Source organism: Palleniella muris, from assembly GCF_004792655.1.
Lineage (GTDB): Bacteria > Bacteroidota > Bacteroidia > Bacteroidales > Bacteroidaceae > Prevotella > Prevotella muris_A.
Genome location: NZ_SRZC01000021.1, coordinates 60,087 through 76,638 on the forward strand (window position 1 = coordinate 60,087; position 16,552 = coordinate 76,638).

Annotated in this window: 15 protein-coding genes, 1 tRNA gene and 1 pseudogene; 13 read left to right on the top strand and 4 right to left on the bottom strand. The window is 45.8% G+C overall.

All coding sequences use genetic code 11. The features are described from left to right. Window positions 1-734: 734 nt before the first annotated feature. The 3 genes from E5358_RS11830 (at window position 735) to mobV (ending at window position 4,711) form a co-directional block, all read left to right on the top strand. Window positions 735-1,946 (top strand): primase-helicase family protein, encoded by a 1,212-nt coding sequence (locus E5358_RS11830; RefSeq protein WP_135940400.1) that lies wholly within the window; start codon window positions 735-737, stop codon window positions 1,944-1,946. 273 nt (window positions 1,947-2,219) lie between these two features. Further along, window positions 2,220-3,170: a toprim domain-containing protein gene (locus E5358_RS11835; protein WP_135940383.1), complete on the top strand. Its 951-nt coding sequence runs from the start codon at window positions 2,220-2,222 to the stop codon at window positions 3,168-3,170. Between the two features lie 191 nt (window positions 3,171-3,361). Beyond that, window positions 3,362-4,711: a MobV family relaxase gene (gene mobV, locus E5358_RS11840; RefSeq protein WP_135940384.1), complete on the top strand. Its 1,350-nt coding sequence runs from the start codon at window positions 3,362-3,364 to the stop codon at window positions 4,709-4,711. Window positions 4,712-4,755: 44 nt separating this feature from the next. Here the strand turns inward: mobV and E5358_RS11845 are convergent, their stop codons facing one another. The 4 genes from E5358_RS11845 to E5358_RS11860 are packed head-to-tail and all read right to left on the bottom strand — an operon-like array spanning window position 4,756 to window position 6,826. Beyond that, complete coding sequence (locus E5358_RS11845; RefSeq protein WP_135940385.1) at window positions 4,756-5,826, bottom strand: hypothetical protein; 1,071 nt, start codon at window positions 5,824-5,826, stop codon at window positions 4,756-4,758. A gap of 49 nt (window positions 5,827-5,875) precedes the next feature. Then, a complete protein-coding gene (locus E5358_RS11850; protein ID WP_117654392.1) occupies window positions 5,876-6,130 on the bottom strand; it encodes a hypothetical protein in 255 nt (84 codons plus the stop codon). Window positions 6,131-6,155: 25 nt separating this feature from the next. Beyond that, window positions 6,156-6,485, bottom strand: coding sequence for a helix-turn-helix transcriptional regulator (locus E5358_RS11855; RefSeq protein ID WP_094386722.1), 330 nt, complete (start codon window positions 6,483-6,485; stop codon window positions 6,156-6,158). 2 nt (window positions 6,486-6,487) lie between these two features. Then, entirely contained in the window at window positions 6,488-6,826 is a 339-nt protein-coding gene (locus E5358_RS11860) for a type II toxin-antitoxin system RelE/ParE family toxin (protein WP_077195648.1), read from the bottom strand. Between the two features lie 460 nt (window positions 6,827-7,286). On the opposite strand from E5358_RS11860, the gene E5358_RS11865 reads away from it, so the two are divergent. The 10 genes and pseudogenes from E5358_RS11865 to E5358_RS11910 all read left to right on the top strand — a co-directional run bounded on the left by E5358_RS11865 (window position 7,287) and on the right by E5358_RS11910 (window position 16,129). Beyond that, window positions 7,287-7,763 carry an arginine repressor gene (locus E5358_RS11865; RefSeq protein WP_135940386.1) on the top strand — a complete coding sequence of 159 codons (477 nt, stop codon included), beginning with the start codon at window positions 7,287-7,289 and terminating at the stop codon, window positions 7,761-7,763. Window position 7,764: 1 nt separating this feature from the next. Continuing rightward, a complete protein-coding gene (locus E5358_RS11870; protein ID WP_135940387.1) occupies window positions 7,765-8,376 on the top strand; it encodes a GNAT family N-acetyltransferase in 612 nt (203 codons plus the stop codon). 41 nt (window positions 8,377-8,417) lie between these two features. After that, a complete protein-coding gene (locus E5358_RS11875) occupies window positions 8,418-9,620 on the top strand; it encodes an argininosuccinate synthase (RefSeq protein ID WP_168354659.1) in 1,203 nt (400 codons plus the stop codon). An 85-nt stretch (window positions 9,621-9,705) separates the two neighbouring features. After that, a tRNA-Pro gene (locus tag E5358_RS11880) sits at window positions 9,706-9,779 on the top strand. Window positions 9,780-9,802: 23 nt separating this feature from the next. After that, window positions 9,803-10,819, top strand: a complete 1,017-nt coding sequence (argC, locus tag E5358_RS11885; RefSeq protein WP_135940401.1) for an N-acetyl-gamma-glutamyl-phosphate reductase — start codon at window positions 9,803-9,805, stop codon at window positions 10,817-10,819. Between the two features lie 130 nt (window positions 10,820-10,949). Next, window positions 10,950-12,095: an aspartate aminotransferase family protein gene (locus E5358_RS11890; protein WP_135940389.1), complete on the top strand. Its 1,146-nt coding sequence runs from the start codon at window positions 10,950-10,952 to the stop codon at window positions 12,093-12,095. Then, window positions 12,092-12,883: a pyrroline-5-carboxylate reductase gene (gene proC / locus E5358_RS11895; RefSeq protein ID WP_135940390.1), complete on the top strand. Its 792-nt coding sequence runs from the start codon at window positions 12,092-12,094 to the stop codon at window positions 12,881-12,883. The genes E5358_RS11890 and proC overlap by 4 nt, the downstream gene beginning before the upstream one ends. Before the next feature lie 101 nt (window positions 12,884-12,984). Continuing rightward, window positions 12,985-13,746 (top strand): annotated as a pseudogene (gene proB / locus E5358_RS11900) (glutamate 5-kinase); the annotation flags it as partial. 82 nt (window positions 13,747-13,828) lie between these two features. Further along, window positions 13,829-15,064, top strand: a complete 1,236-nt coding sequence (locus tag E5358_RS11905) for a glutamate-5-semialdehyde dehydrogenase (RefSeq protein WP_422121079.1) — start codon at window positions 13,829-13,831, stop codon at window positions 15,062-15,064. Window positions 15,065-15,094: 30 nt separating this feature from the next. Then, a complete protein-coding gene (locus E5358_RS11910; protein WP_135940393.1) occupies window positions 15,095-16,129 on the top strand; it encodes a Rossmann-fold NAD(P)-binding domain-containing protein in 1,035 nt (344 codons plus the stop codon). Window positions 16,130-16,552: the final 423 nt, after the last annotated feature.

Consider the following 16,552-nt stretch of genomic DNA (forward strand, 5'->3'; position numbering starts at 1 on the left):
GTGAAGGCGAGTTGGTGAATATATTTCATGCCACAGCTCCCAAACTCAACTCTGTGATACGAGCCATATATAAGGAAGGTATGCTGTCTATGTCAGAAGTCCAACGCAAGGACGAAACTTCAGTTGGTGATTGGCAAACGCTGTATAGTTTTCCTATGATAGTTGCCATTTGCTTTCGTCTCCACTCTTTTGGTACAGCACAACTTCGTGATGCAATCCTCAAGAGATTGTACGGAGCAAAAGAGAAAAGTACCATAATCCTACAACTCTATGGAGGTACAAACACCTTTAGCTAAATATGATTGAATACTTGAGCTAAATATGATTGAATACTTGGCAGTTTAGTGAAGTGCTGTCGTACTGATTCATTGTCGTATCGAGAAGTGTTGTCGTGAGAAAAAGCAGAACTTTTGATGTCATACGTTTTATATGTTTATCGTATGACATGTAAAACGTATGACATGCAGGAATACATTTTTGTTCATCCCGAGGAACGGTTTCTTTGTAAGCCTTTCTTCGGGATTTTTCGTTTTACCTTATCCCCAAAAGCTACATCAAACACCTTGATTTCCTATCTTTTAACACTGTCGGTTCAAACTTCTCCATTCTGCGTAGGTTTGAGTTTTGTATTTTGATTTTCCGCCATTACCTTTGCAACTTTAATTTTTATAAGTTACAAAGGAGAATTTATGAACATGACAAATGACAACAAACTGCCAGTTGAAGTTGCTACCATGCAGCCACAGGCACCACCTCCACCAAACGAGGTGTTCATCCGTGTTGGCACAACCTTATACAAGGTGGTTGACCAACCTACTATCAATGGAGGAAAGGTAAGAAAGCGCATCCCTTGGAACATGGAAACCTTGCGTCAGGACTACGGCAAGGAGTTCATCAAGTACGTCCACAAGTATGACGGATTCTGTACCGTTCCCGAACATGTGAACCACCGCACGGTGATAGACGGTTTTCTCAATCTCTACGAGCCGATAAGCCACAAGCCAATGCAAGGGGATTTTCCGAACATCAAAAAGTTGGTAAGGCATATCTTCGGTGAGCAATACGAGCTTGGCATGGACTATCTGCAACTGCTCTATCTCAGACCAGTGCAGAAACTTCCCATCCTGTTGCTTGTATCAGAGGAGAGGAACACAGGAAAGACCACGTTCTTGAACTTTCTCAAAGCATTGTTCCAAGACAACGTAACGTTCAATACCAACGAGGACTTCCGCAGTCAGTTCAATGCAGATTGGGCTGGCAAACTGCTCATTGTCGTGGACGAGGTGCTACTCAGTCGCAGGGAGGATTCCGAGCGTTTGAAGAACCTCAGCACCACACTATCCTACAAGGTTGAAGCCAAGGGCAAGGACAGAAACGAGATTTCTTTCTTTGCCAAGTTTGTGCTGTGCTCCAACAACGAATCCCTGCCTGTCATCATTGACGAGGGAGAGACCCGATATTGGGTGAGAAAGATTTCATCGCTGCAATCGGACGATACCGACTTCTTGCGTAAACTGATTGCTGAGATACCTGCTTTCCTGTTCCATCTGCAAGGCAGAACGCTGTCAACACAGCAGAAGAGCCGAATGTGGTTCGCCCCCGAACAGATTGCGACTGATGCTTTGCGGAGAATCATCCGCTGCAACCGCAACAGACTTGAGGTGGAACTATCGGAGTTGTTTCTTGAAATTATGGAGAACACCCAGACAGATAGCTTGCAGTTCTGCCTCAATGATGCCCTTTCCTTGTTGCAGTGCAACCACGTGAAAGCGGAGAAGCACCTTGTGCGAAAGATAGTGCAGGACTGTTGGAAGCTGCAACCTGCACTAAACGGTCTCACATACACTACATACGAGTATAACTACAACAATGGTTGCCAATATTTACCCATCAAACGTGTGGGCAGGTTCTATACCATAACGAGAGACAAATTAAACGGCAAATAATTTGATGAATTGTTGAATATGATAAAATAAGTGTTGAATATCAGATATTTATGGTTCTACATATTCTCAACATAATACTCAACAAAAGAATGGGACTGATGAAAAGAGAAAACATGATGGTTCTCCCTATCTTTCTCTTTTGCCTCGTAATTTGTTGTGACGAGGAATTTGTTGAGAGTTTGTTGTAATGCTAATTTGTTGGTTCTCACAAGGTTATTCTTTATTTTCAACAGCTCATCAAAAATACATTCACCACTTAATCCACTGTAAGATATGAACATTCAAGAAGCAAAGCAAATCAAGATTGCAGACTATCTGCAAAGTTTGGGACACCGCCCTGTCAAGCAACAGGGTGCTAACCTTTGGTACAAATCACCTCTCAGAAACGAGAGTGAGGCATCTTTCAAGGTGAACACAGCAATAAACAGTTGGTTCGACTTCGGCATGGGCAGAGGTGGCAACATCATCGACCTCGCAGCACACCTCTACGCATCTGCCAACTTGCCTTATCTTTTGGACAAGATAGAGAAGCAAGCACCTTATGTGCATCCTACCGACTCTTCTTTCACTCAGCAAGCCACCAAGCCGAGCTTTGAGGGATTGGAGGTTATGGAACTCTATCACCCTGCACTCTTGCGTTATCTGAACGAGAGAAAGATTAATCCGCACATCGCCCGAAAGGAATGTGTGGAACTGCATTTCTCCAACAACGGCAAGAGATACTTCGCCATAGGCTTCAAGAACAAGTCGGGAGGTTACGAGATTCGCAACCAATTTTTCAAGGGTTGCATATCGCCCAAGGACATTACACATATCCGACAGCAAGGCGAGGCAAGAAGCACATGTTATGTGTTCGAGGGCATGATGGACTATCTGTCGTTTCTCACGATACGAGTGCAGAGGTTCCCGACATATCCGTCATTGGAGGCACAGGACTACGTGATACTCAACTCCACAAGCAACGTGGACAAGGCTATTGACGTTCTCCATGACTACGAACGCATCAGTTGTCTGCTTGACAATGATGATGCAGGACGCAAGGCAACGGTAGTCATAGAGAATGCCCTTGGCTATCGTGTGAGGGACGCATCTTATTTGTATAGCGAGTACAACGACTTGAACGACTATCTGTGCGGAGCTAAATCCAAACAGTCAGTACACCAAGTACAGCCTGTTAAGCGAACCGTTCCACCTCGTAAGAGAGGCGCAGCCTTGGGCATGTGATGTGGTTCCTGCCCCAATGGCTATTCTGAACGGAAAAGCCATAGCTTAATAGGGCGTTTTCTTGACGCAGTGGCACGCCACCGCTAAAAACACCCGTTTGAGCAAAGGGGCATCCCCTTTTGAAACCCCGTGAGCCATGCGCAGGGCGCAATGCGGCAAGCGGAATTGTATAACTCAAAAACAAGTTTATTATGGGACATTTCAGTTTGGATTTCAAGAAGGCAAAGGGCTGTTCTGACGCAAGGGAATCAGACCACATAGAGCGCAAGGTGATTCCCGACAACGCAGACCCTACGAGAACGCACCTCAACCGTGAGCTTGTCAAGATGCCGAGTGGCGTGTATGGTCGTGACGAAGCCATCGCCTACCGCATCAAAACGGCAGGCATCAAGCGCAAGATTACCAACGACCAGGTTAGGGTGATAAGAACAGTTCTTTCGGGAACACACGAGGACATGATGAACATCACAGAAAAAGGACAGCTTGACGATTGGTGCAACGATAGCTTGAGATGGTTGCAGGACACATTTGGCAAGGAGAATGTGGTGTCGTTTGTTCTCCACATGGACGAGCATACGCCACACCTCCATGCCTCCATCGTTCCGATAGTGACAGGCGAGCGAAGAAAGGCAAGGGCAAAGCCTACGGAAGAGGGCAAGCGGACATACCGCAAGAAAGCCAATGCCGTGAGACTGTGTGCCGACGACGTGCTCAACAGAGACAAGATGATAGGCTACCACGACAGTTATGCGCAAGCCATGAGCAAGTACGGATTGAAGCGAGGTGTCCGTGGCTCTGACGCAAGGCATACCACCACGGCACAGTATTATCGCAATATCAAGCGAGAGACGGACAGGCTTCAGAACTGCATGAAGCTGTTGCAATCGGACATCAACGAGGCGCAGCAACTTCTTCAAAAGACCAAGAGCGAAGTCAACACGGAGAAGTTACAGGCTGCAAAGACGGAAGCCAAGACCGCCCTTGTCTCAAAGATTGGTTCTCTTTTGGGCAGTGGTAAACTAAAGGAGGTGGAGCAAACCAACAAGAAACTATGCGAACTTGTCACCGACCGAGAGCAATACATAGATGAACTCCATGAGAAGATGCAGCGAATAGAGGAGAGCCATGAACGGCAGCTTGACGAGATGCAACAGAAGCACCAATCAGAGGTTGAGAAGTTGACAAGTAAGCACTCTTTTGAGGTGACTACGCTCAATGGAATCATCCGCAAAGCCAAGCGTTGGTTCCCGATGTTGGAGGCACGCTTACAAATGGAAATTTTGTGCCAGAAGATTGGCTTTACAGCTGAGCAAATCGGAGTGCTTCTTACAGGAAAGGCATTGAACTTTAGCGGTTCGCTTTATTCAGAGGAACACAGGCGAAAGTTCAAAGTGGAGGATGCGGAAATCAAAGTATTCTCTGATTCCACTAAGCCGAACCAATTGTTTTTGCATATCAATAGACAACCTATTGTTGATTGGTTCAAAGAACAATGGATTTTATTTCGAAATCATTTACGACAGAAAGGCTTATGGCGATAATTTAAATGCAGGGTGTCTTCTATAAGCACCCTGCATTTGAATTCTTATTCATTTATGTTTCGTATGTTTGACACAACATTAAATGCAAATCTACCATCAAGTCCCTTGATATAGATAGTTTTTGCATTCATTCTGTCTGGCTGAATGCCGATACCATCTTCAAATGGAACAAAAGACAATATCTTTTCATATGGTAAACGAATTGATTTTTGAATAGAATATAAATATATATTTTTATTTGTGATTATCAATGAACCTGTATATTTTGCTTGCAGACTTGATGTCGTTAAAGTTTCTCCCTTGAATGCTCCTACACGATAGTATATACCATTTGCAACACGAACACTAATTCCCCTTGAAGCTCCAACGGATTGATGTCTAACTACTTCCTCATACAAAACTACCCCGACAAAAGGCCAAATTAAAATCTCATTTTTTTGAAAATTAATGGGATTTCGTGTTAAAGTCGCCCTGCGTGGAATAATTCCATGCAAAATATCTTGAACAATAAGAGATTTTGTAAAGTCAACATATTGGCTTTTGCTTGCAAGCATGTCCTCTGATATGTTCATTTTTGCCGTAAGACCATCAATATACTTCTCTGTCTCATTGGGAATTTCAGGCATCAAATTATATTCGTCTAATGCAGACAACAAGGCTTGCAAGAAACATTCTTTTCTTAAATCAACAGGTAAACCTTTTAATTGTAAATTTATATACTCATGGGGAACTTTAGACAAAATAGATTTCTTAATAGCGCCTGCAACCTCTTTAAACTTAGGATTAGAATTAATTAGTACATCTTCTTTTGACACTTCAGTAGGCGACGAAGTTTGTTTTGTTTCTTCATCTGACGATACAATAGTCATAATTGACACAACGAAGGCTGTGCCAAAAAAGATTATACCAAAAGCCATGAAACTCCCGGCACAAATACCTACAATAGCTCCCAAGATAAAACCAATTGCAATAATGCCACAACCTGTAGGAGAAATGTTTTTGGTATTTCTTGTTTGATTTAATTGTCGAGTTTGTGCATTTGTACTTTTTATACCGTTATAAGCAGCATAACCTAAAGCGCCTCCGACTTTGGCTATTGTTCCTAATGATTTCATTCCCTTTTTGGACTTTTTAGCCCAAGGGTCTCTGTATCGTCGTGCCATATTACAAAAATATTAGAAATGAAACTATAATTAATATACTTACCGCAACCATACATCCTTGTCCCGCAGATTGAGGCTGTACCCCATACTCAGAACGCAGATTGTCAATGTAAGCTTTTGCTTCTGCTAATCCACATCCTGTGTCATCTTTATAAACTTTTACAGCTTCTATATATCTTCCTTTTTTACAAAGTTCCAAATATTTATTATCTGAATTGTTTTGAGATTCTATATTTTCAAAGTCTATTGTTGCCATTGTTGTTATTATAAAGATGAATATTTTACCATAAAGCTACTTTTCCTGCGATACCCAAATCTATGGTTGCGGTTACAACACCAAGAGCCTTGAAAACTCGTCGCATAGTAGGAATGGTAATACTATAACCTCTTTCCAAGCGAGAAATCTGTGCTCTTTTCACACCAATACGCTCACCCAACTGTTCTTGGGTTAAGTTCTGTTCAATACGAGCTTTCTTGATGGCTTCTCCCAAACGATAAGCATGCAACGCTTCATCCACATCACTTTCAAAAGCGTCACGTTTTGGAGTGCCAATTTTACCGAAATGCTTGTCAAGAACATCATCCAATGGAGTAAGATTCATCTGTGCCATAATTACTTATTTTTGAAATATTCTTTTCTGATTGCTTCTGCTTTCGCAATTTCCTTGCTTGGTGTCTTTTGAGTTTTCTTGATAATACCGTGAGTGGCAATCACCAATGTCTCTTTGTCCCTATCCCAAAAGGCAAAAAGCCGATAAGCAGTTTTGTTATATAATGTACGGAACTCCCATATCTCCGAATTTTCTAACTTCTTGAAAAGTTCCTTGTTGCGTTCTCCTCCTGCAACACGCTTGATGTTGTAGTATATCTTGTAAGATACCGCTTCGGGTAAACTCTCAATGAAGTCCTGTGCCTCGTCTGTCAAGACAAGTCGGAAGATATTTTGTGCCATATTATTCTTTTTGGTTGACAAAGATACTCATATTGTTTCATAAAAAAGAAACATCTGCGATAAAAAGCCATCTTATGCTACATTTTTAACATTTTAGCTACATATAATTGCGCATCAAGAACTAACAGGCATGTTGCGAAGTACATTTGTAAACTCAGTTGAAATCATCTAAATCATAACTGAAAATAAATCATAAAAGATAAACTGCATTTTTGTAAGTCGAAGTTTTTGTTGTACTTTTGCAACCGACAAGAGTTGTTTGACAAGCAAACGTATGCGCATTGCAGAAATTAGAACCATTGCTAAATCATTACCTCCATTGAGGTGAAACACTCATAAATCGCTCATTCTAAGCTATTCGGCAGATTTTAGCGTAATTTTAACAAAAAAACATCGCGAAAAGTTTGGTGGTTTGCATAAATATGTGTAAATTTGCATCCGAATTACATAAATATGCAAAATGGGGCTGAAAAACAATCGTCTTGACAAATTGAGGAAACTGTTCTCCACACGTGAACTGTGTTCTCAGGACGAGGTGCTTCGCGCTTTGCGTAAGGAAGGGATAAACATCACGCAGGCAACGCTGTCACGCGACATGAAACAGTTGAAAGTCGCTAAGGCTGCTATGGCAGATGGCAAGTACATCTATGTGCTTCCGAACGAGACCATGTACAAACGTGTGCAGAAGCCAATGACGGCGCGTGACATGCTTACGACGACAGGTTTCCTTTCCTTGAAATTCTCAGGCAACATGGGCGTCATACATACACGCCCGGGATATGCCTCGAGTATAGCTTATAATATAGATAATGCACGCCTCGATTCTGTGCTTGGGACAATAGCTGGTGATGATACTATTTTCATAGTGCTCGCTCCTGATGTGACCCATGAAGAAGCGACTGACGCACTGGCATATATAATACCGGATATACAATAAGATGCAAGAAGAGATAACAATAAAGGTTGCTGATGCCGACGATGAGAAATATGTCGACACAATTCTTGACACAATACGTATCGCTGCGAAAAAGCGCGGCACTGGTATTGCTGAACGCTCCCATGAGTATGTAGCCACGAAGATGAGGGAGGGGAAAGCCATCCTCGCACTGTGTGGAGACAAGTTCGCAGGCTTCAGCTATATAGAGACATGGGGCAACAAATCCTATGTCACCACCTCCGGACTGATAGTTCATTTTGACTATCTCGGAATGGGAATCGCCAAGCGCATAAAGGACTATACGTTCACTCTTGCACGTGTAAGGTGGCCTCATGCCAAGATATTCTCACTGACAAGCGGTGATGCGGTCATGAAAATGAACACTCAGTTGGGATATGTGCCTGTCAGTTTCAATCAGTTGACTGATGATGATGCCTTCTGGCGCGGATGTGAGGGTTGTACCAACCATGACATTCTCAAGGCAAAGGAACGTAAGTTCTGCATCTGCACAGGAATGCTCTATGACCCGGAGATGCACACGGGTGAGCCTACTCCGATAGAAGTGTTCCAGGATGTCATTAAGACTCTTACACTGAGAGGCATACCGTTTTAGAAAACACTTTCAAGAACAAGAAGAAAGGAAAAACAGATATTATGGCAAAGAAAAAAGTTGTGGTTGCCTTTTCCGGTGGCCTTGATACAAGTTACAATGTGATGTATCTCACAAAGGAAATGGATTGTGAGGTCTACGCTGCGTGTGCCAATACCGGTGGTTTCTCCGCTGAGCAACTGAAGGCAAACGAAGAGAATGCCTACAAGCTCGGTGCTGTGAAGTATGTTACTCTTGATGTCACTCAGGAGTATTACGAGAAGTCACTGAAATACATGGTCTACGGCAATGTCCTCCGCAACAACTGCTATCCTATATCTGTAAGTTCTGAACGTATCTTCCAGGCACTCGCCATTGCACGCTATGCAAAGGAAATCGGTGCGGATGCCATCGCTCACGGTTCAACCGGTGCCGGTAACGATCAGATTCGTTTTGACATGACTTTCCTTGTGAAAGCTCCGGGCATTGAGATTATCACCCTTACCCGTGACCGCAATCTTTCACGTCAGGAAGAGGTGGACTACCTCAACAAGAACGGCTATTTCGCTGATTTCACAAAGCTGAAATATTCATATAATGTAGGCATTTGGGGAACATCAATCTGCGGTGGCGAGATACTTGACTCAGCACAGGGACTGCCTGAAGAGGCTTACTTGAAGCATGTGACAAAGGAAGGACCGGAGACACTGAAGCTGGGTTTTGAGAAAGGCGAACTCTGTTCTGTCAATGGCAAAAAGTATGAGGATAAGATTGCCGCCATACAGGCAGTGGAGGAAATCGGTGCGGCTTACGGTATAGGTCGTGACTGCCATGTCGGCGACACAATCATCGGTATCAAAGGCCGTGTAGGCTTTGAGGCTGCTGCGCCTATGCTCATAATCGGAGCACACCGTTTCCTTGAGAAATACACGCTGTCCAAGTGGCAGCAGTACTGGAAAGACCAGGTGGCAAACTGGTACGGCATGTTCCTCCACGAATCACAGTATCTTGAACCGGTTATGCCGGACATCGAGGCAATGCTCACATCCTCACAGCGCAATGTGACAGGCGATGTGATACTGGAACTCCGTCCTTTAGGTTTCCAGACTGTCGGAGTGGAATCCCCTAACGACCTTGTGAAGAACAAGCTCGGAGAATACGGCGAGACAGCCAAGGCATGGTCTTCTGAGGATGCGAAAGGATTCATCAAAGTGACATCAACGGCACTTCGTGCCTATTATCTTGCGCATCCTGACGAGGAGCGTTAATATATAAATGAATAGTGCAGACATTTCATTCTGACATTCCAATAATTACCCTCCAAGGGATGCGGATGTCTGCATTATGTTTTTTCGGGGTGTGGCGCAGTTGGTTAGCGTACGCGTCTGGGGGGCGTGTGGTCGCCAGTTCGAGTCTGGTCACCCCGACAATTTTGTAATATTCCTGAATGATGATAAAGGTAGGTGTTCTCGGAGCGGCAGGTTATACCGGAGGTGAACTTATCCGCATCCTGCTTAACCACCCGGAGGTGGAGCTTGTGTTTGCAAACTCAGAGTCAAATGCCGGCAACAAAGTTTACGATGTCCATGAAGGACTTCTTGGTGATACGGAACTTGTCTTCACGTCAGAGATGCCGTTTGACAAGGTTGATGTCGTGTTCTTCTGCTTCGGTCATGGCAAGAGTGCGGCATTCCTGAAAGAGTATTCCATTCCTAAGAATGTCAGGATAATAGACCTTGCACAAGATTTCCGCATAAAGGGAGATCATGATTATGTCTACGGTCTGCCGGAGATTTACCGTGATGAGATAGCTTCATGTAAGCACCTTGCCAATCCGGGCTGCTTTGCTACTTGTATTCAGGAAGGTCTTTTGCCGCTTGCAAAGGCAGGACTGCTGACCCATGATGTCAGTGTCAATGCCGTTACAGGCTCTACCGGAGCAGGTCAGAAGCCGGGAGCGACGACCCATTTCTCATGGCGCAACAACAATTTCTCTGTCTATAAGCTCTTCACTCATCAGCATCTGCATGAGATTTGCCAGACTTTGAACGACCTTCGTCCTGATTCCGCCCCTAAGTTTGTAGATACTTTGGAGGAAGGTTTCTGTGCAGATGGTCTGACGGTGGACTTCATTCCTTATCGCGGTGATTTTGCCCGTGGCATCTTCTGCACAGAGGTGGTCACTCTTGACAAGGCAGTTGAGGCAGAGGAGATTGTCGCTTTGTATAAGGAATTCTTCAAGGATGCAGCGTTCACGCACTATTCCGACAAGGCACCGGACTTGAAGCAGGTGGTCAATACAAACAAAGCCATTGTCCATGTCGATGTCTTTGGAAGGAAGGTTGTGGTCACATCGATTATAGACAACCTGCTCAAAGGCGCTGTCGGACAGGCTGTACAGAATATGAACATCATGTTCGGATGTGACGAACGGACGGGACTTAATCTGAAGGCATCCGCTTTCTGATCAATAATATATGGCAGGGTGGGCTTCCTATCCTGCCTTTTTGCAATGGTATCTTTCCAAAAGTCCATTGCGCAGGTTTAACAGCATCCCTTTGCATGAAGGGCTTTTAATCAGTAAAAAAGAGCATATTATGATACTATTTGACGTTTATCCGCTTTTCGACATAACGATAGAAAAAGGCAAAGGATGCCATGTCTGGGATGACAAGGGCGAGGAATACCTTGACCTTTATGGCGGTCATGCCGTGATTTCCATAGGTCATGCCCATCCGCATTATGTGGAAGCCATAAGCAATCAGGTCGGAAAACTCGGTTTTTATTCAAACTCCGTACAGAATCCTTTGCAGAAACAGCTTGCAAAGCGTCTTGGCGAGGTGTGCGGATATGACAATTACCAACTGTTCCTCATAAACTCCGGTGCCGAGGCAAACGAGAATGCCCTCAAACTTGCTTCTTTCCACAATGGCAGGACACGTGTCCTTTCACTCGAAAAAGCCTTCCACGGCAGGACATCCCTTGCTGTTGAGGCTACCAACAACCCGAAAATCATAGCACCGATAAATGCCAACGGTCATGTCACTTATCTGCCAATCAACGACCTTGAAGCATGGGAACGTGAACTGGCGAAGGGTGATGTCTGTGCCGTTATTATCGAATGCATACAGGGAGTGGGTGGCATACGCATGGTGACAAAGGAGTTCTATGCGGGACTCCGCGCCCTTTGTACAAAATATAATACGGTGTTTATCTGCGATGAGATACAGTGCGGATACGGTCGTTCTGGCAAATTCTTCGCTCATCAGTGGCTTATGGACAGCACAGCTGATGCTCCGGATATGATCACCGTAGCCAAAGGCATCTGCAATGGCTTTCCCATGGGCGGTGTGCTCATCTCTCCAAAGTTTGCGCCTGTCTATGGACAGCTCGGTACAACGTTCGGCGGCAACCACCTTGCGTGCGCTGGAGCAATCGCCGTACTTGACGTTATGGAGCAGGAACACCTTGTGGAAAATGCGGAAAAGGTGGGCAACCACATCGTCTCTCGCCTGAAAGAACTGCAGAAAGAGTATCCTGTCATCACAGATGTACGTGGATGCGGTCTGATGATAGGCATAGAATTGGCTGTTCCATATAAAGAGCCACGCACACGACTTGTGAAGGAACAGCACTGTTTCACCGGTTGTGCAGGGACTAATGTCATCCGTCTGCTGCCTCCTCTGTGCCTGACAATGCAGGAAGCGGACGATTTCATTGAACGTTTTAAAGCAGTATTATGAGAATATCAGTAATAGGAGCCGGCAACATGGGCGGTGCCCTTGCCAAAGGATGGGTAAAAGCCATGCGTGACGGCGCAGACCTTGACATTACCGTCACTGCCCGCACACAACAGTCATTGGACAGAATCAAGGCGGATTTCCCGGAACTCCACTGTACACTTGACAACAAAACGGCAGTTGCAGAGGCAGAAATCGTGGTGCTTGCCGTGAAGCCTTGGATGGCAAAAACCGTCATCGACGAGATTGCTTCGGAAGGAAGACTTGACGGAAAGATATTCATCTCCGTTGCTGCCAACATACTTCCGGAGGACTTGAAGGCTATGTTACCGGGAAGTACGGCGCAGATTCTTTACGTCATGCCAAACATTGCAGCGGAATACTGTCAGAGTATGACTTTCATATCTCCTGCGGACGATGTGCCGGCAGAGACCGTGAAGACCGTAGAAAGACTATTGTCACTTCTCGGAAAGACACAGGTATGTGATTTGAAGACACTTGCGGCAGGCAATATGCTTGCCGGATGTGGCATTGCTTATGTGATGCGCTTCATCCATGCCATGATGCAGGGTGGGGTGGAACTCGGACTTTATCCTGCCAATGCTCAGCAGATAGCGCAGCAGACAATGACCGGAGCTGTTGCAGTTCTGCAGGAATCCGGCTTGCATCCTGAGGCTGCCATTGACAAGGTGACCACTCCGGGCGGTCTGACAATACGCGGACTCAACGAACTGGAGCACTCCGGAATGACCTCGGCAGTAATCCGTTGCCTGAAAGCCGGCATGAAATAGAATGCTTAGTTGTGGGAGAATATTGACAATAATGACAGTGCTGACAATATTGGCAATATTCTTCCATAACCTAACACCACAACCTCAACCCAAATACTAAGGTGGAAAGAATCGTTATAAAAGTGGGCTCCAATGTGCTCACAACTGCCAAAGGCAAACTCGACATCACTCGTCTGTCGGCTCTTGTCGACCAGATAGCGTGGCTGAAGGAACACCGCTACGAGGTCATCCTTGTCTCTTCGGGCGCTGTGGCATGTGGTCGCAGCGAACTGAAGGTGGAGTATGCCCTTGACTCTGTGGAGCAACGCCAGTTGTATTCGGCGATAGGACAGGTGAAACTCATCAATCATTACTACGACCTTTTCCGTGAATACGGCATCCATATCGGACAGGTGCTGACAATGAAAGAGAACTTCGAGGAGGGCGAACAGTACGACAATCAGCGTGCCTGCATGGAAGTTATGCTTGACAACGGTGTGATTCCTGTTGTCAACGAGAACGATACGGTGTGCGTGACAGAGCTGATGTTCACCGACAATGATGAGCTTTCAGGACTGATAGCCAAGATGATGGGCGCGAAAACCCTTGTGCTTCTGTCAAACATCGATGGCATCTACACAGACAACCCTTCAGACCCGGCATCGGAGGTCATACGCCATGTGCATCCTGACGACAACATAGAGCAGTATATCCAGACATCCAAAAGCTCCGCAGGGCGTGGGGGAATGGAGTCAAAGTACCATACGGCACAGTCTGTTGCTGCCGAAGGCATACGCGTGATAATCGCCAACGGCAACCGCGACAACATACTTCCGGATGTGCTGACATGCCCGGAAAAGATTGTCCACACGGAGTTTTCCCCGGCGGAATAGTGCCATGACGGAGTCGGATAACCGGCATTAAGATTGCGGATAGGATTTTTTATATAAGAAACAGGCATTTGCCATACTTATGAACAAGATTTTTCAGATAACAAAAGATGCCGGCTACACACTTTCCGGCATGAGTGACGAGCAGCGCAACACTGTCCTTAATCGTGTTGCTGACGCTATTGTGGCAAACGCCTCCATGCTTCTTGAAGCCAATGGCAGGGACCTTGAGCGTATGGAGCAGGATAATCCGCTCTATGACCGGTTGCAACTTACGCAAAGCCGCCTCGAGAATATTGCTGCGGACATGCGCAATGTGGCACGGTTGGGGTCTCCTTTGGGCAAGATAACAAATGCACATACCTTGGAAAACGGACTTTTCCTGCGTCGCGTCTCAGTGCCTTTCGGTGTCATCGGAGTGATTTATGAGGCACGTCCGAATGTCTCCTTTGATGTCTTCTCGCTATGCTTCAAGTCCGGCAATGCTTGTATTCTGAAGGGCGGAAAGGACGCAGAATGCTCCAATCAGGCGATAATTTCCTTAATAAAACAGGTGCTTGCGGACGAAGGCGTGAACCCTGACGTTGTCAATATGCTGCCTGTCACCCATGAGGCTACGGCGGAGATGCTAAATGCCGTGGGATATATCGACCTCTGCATACCACGTGGCGGGAAAAAACTTATAGAGTTTGTCCGCGACAATGCGCGCGTTCCGGTGATTGAGACAGGGGCAGGAGTGGTGCATACGTACTTTGACAAGGACGGCGACCTTGAGAAAGGAAAGGCGATAATCGATAATGCAAAGACACGGCGGGTCTCTGTCTGCAACGCCCTTGACTGCCTGCTTGTCCACAGCAGCCGGCTTGACGACCTTAAAGAACTGCTCTCTCCGATGATGGGACGTGTGCATTTTTATGCTGACAGCCGTGCAGCGGCACATCTTAATTCCGCCATACTCTGTGACGATGATGACTCTTCTGTCTATGGACGTGAATGGATGGACTACAAACTGAGCATAAAAACCGTTGATTCCGTGGACGATGCGTTGGCACATATCCGCCATTACAGCTCCGGACACTCGGAAGCTATTATCACAGAAAGCAAAGAGACAGCCGAAAAATTCCAACAACAGGTTGATGCAGCGTGTGTATATGTCAACGCACCAACATCGTTCACCGACGGAGCACAGTTCGGACTCGGGGCCGAAATCGGCATTTCCACACAGAAACTCGGACCGCGAGGGCCAATGGCACTTATGGAAATGACAACATATAAGTGGCTCATTGACGGCAACGGACAGACAAGAGCCTGATAACAAGACAAATAACATACTTACCTGAATATGAGAAGTTTCGTAAATCCGCAAGACCTCGGCGACCTTCAGAAGGCGATGCAGGAGGCACTCGAAATCAAGAACGACCGTTTCAAGTATCAGCATCTTGGCAAAAACAAGACCTTGATGATGATATTCTTTAACAATTCCCTGCGCACACGCCTCTCGACGCAGAAGGCGGCAATGAACCTTGGCATGAATGTTATCGTGCTTGATGTCAATGCGGGGGCATGGAAGCTTGAAACAGAGCGTGGGGTAATCATGGACGGTGACAAGGCAGAGCACCTCCTGGAGGCTATTCCTGTCATGGCATGCTATTGCGATATGATTGGAGTGCGCTCATTTGCAGGGCTTTCCGACCGTGAGTATGACTATGCGGAGACTGTCCTCAATCAGTTCCTGAAGTACAGTGGCAAACCGGTGTTTGCCATGGAGACTGCTACTGTCCACCCTTTGCAGGCTTTCGCCGACCTCATAACAATGGAGGAATCATGGGCAAAGGACAACGGTCATAGTCTTGACAATTTCGATTTCAACCATAAGAAGATGAAGGCGGTGCTGACATGGGCGCCTCACTGCCGTGCTTTGCCGCAGGCTGTGCCTAACTCTTATGTGCAGTGGATGCTCGCCGCCCCTGATGTGGAGCTTGTCGTTACGCATCCTCACGGTTACGAACTCGACCCGAAATTCCTTGAATATACCAATCCTGCAACGGGCGAGGTGCGCCGTGCTGTAGTTGAGTACGACCAGCGAAAGGCATTTGAGGGCGCTGACTTCATATATGCGAAGAACTGGTCATGCCCGGGTGTGACCGAACCTGCGGACTACGGTAAAATCCTCTCCAAGGACATGTCATGGACTGTTGACACAGAGCACATGTCATGGACAAACAACGGCAAGTTCCTCCACTGTCTCCCTGTACGTCGCGGACTTATTGTCACCGATGATGTCATCGAGTCTCCTAACTCCCTCGTCATCCCCGAAGCTGCCAACCGCGAAATATCTTGCTCGGTGGTCATCAAGCGCATGCTTGAAAGTCTCTGATAAGGTTTCTCGTATTAATTGTATTTCATAAAGAATAGTCCGCTATTCTTACCAATAACCAAAGGTAACCATTCGCATCATGAATGGTTACCTTTGGCTGTATAAAGTGTTACCTTTTACCATGTCAAAGGTAACACTTGGTTATTTTGTCCATTTTCTTGTGATTTTTCATCCGTTTCCTCGCATTTTCCTCATGTTTTCCCTCCATTTACCCCAACCCACATCATGCTTTGTCATGCTTTCTCCTGTTTTCTCATGCTGTATCACGTTTTTCCAATTTCCCCTAAAGAAATCCTTTGTATAATATATAATAATGTGCATATCTTTATATCCGTTGATTTGGGTCAATGAAAGCGCAAAAGTTGACATTTTCTTGCAAAAAAGATTGTCAAAGTCTTGCGGGAATGCGAAAAAAGCTATACC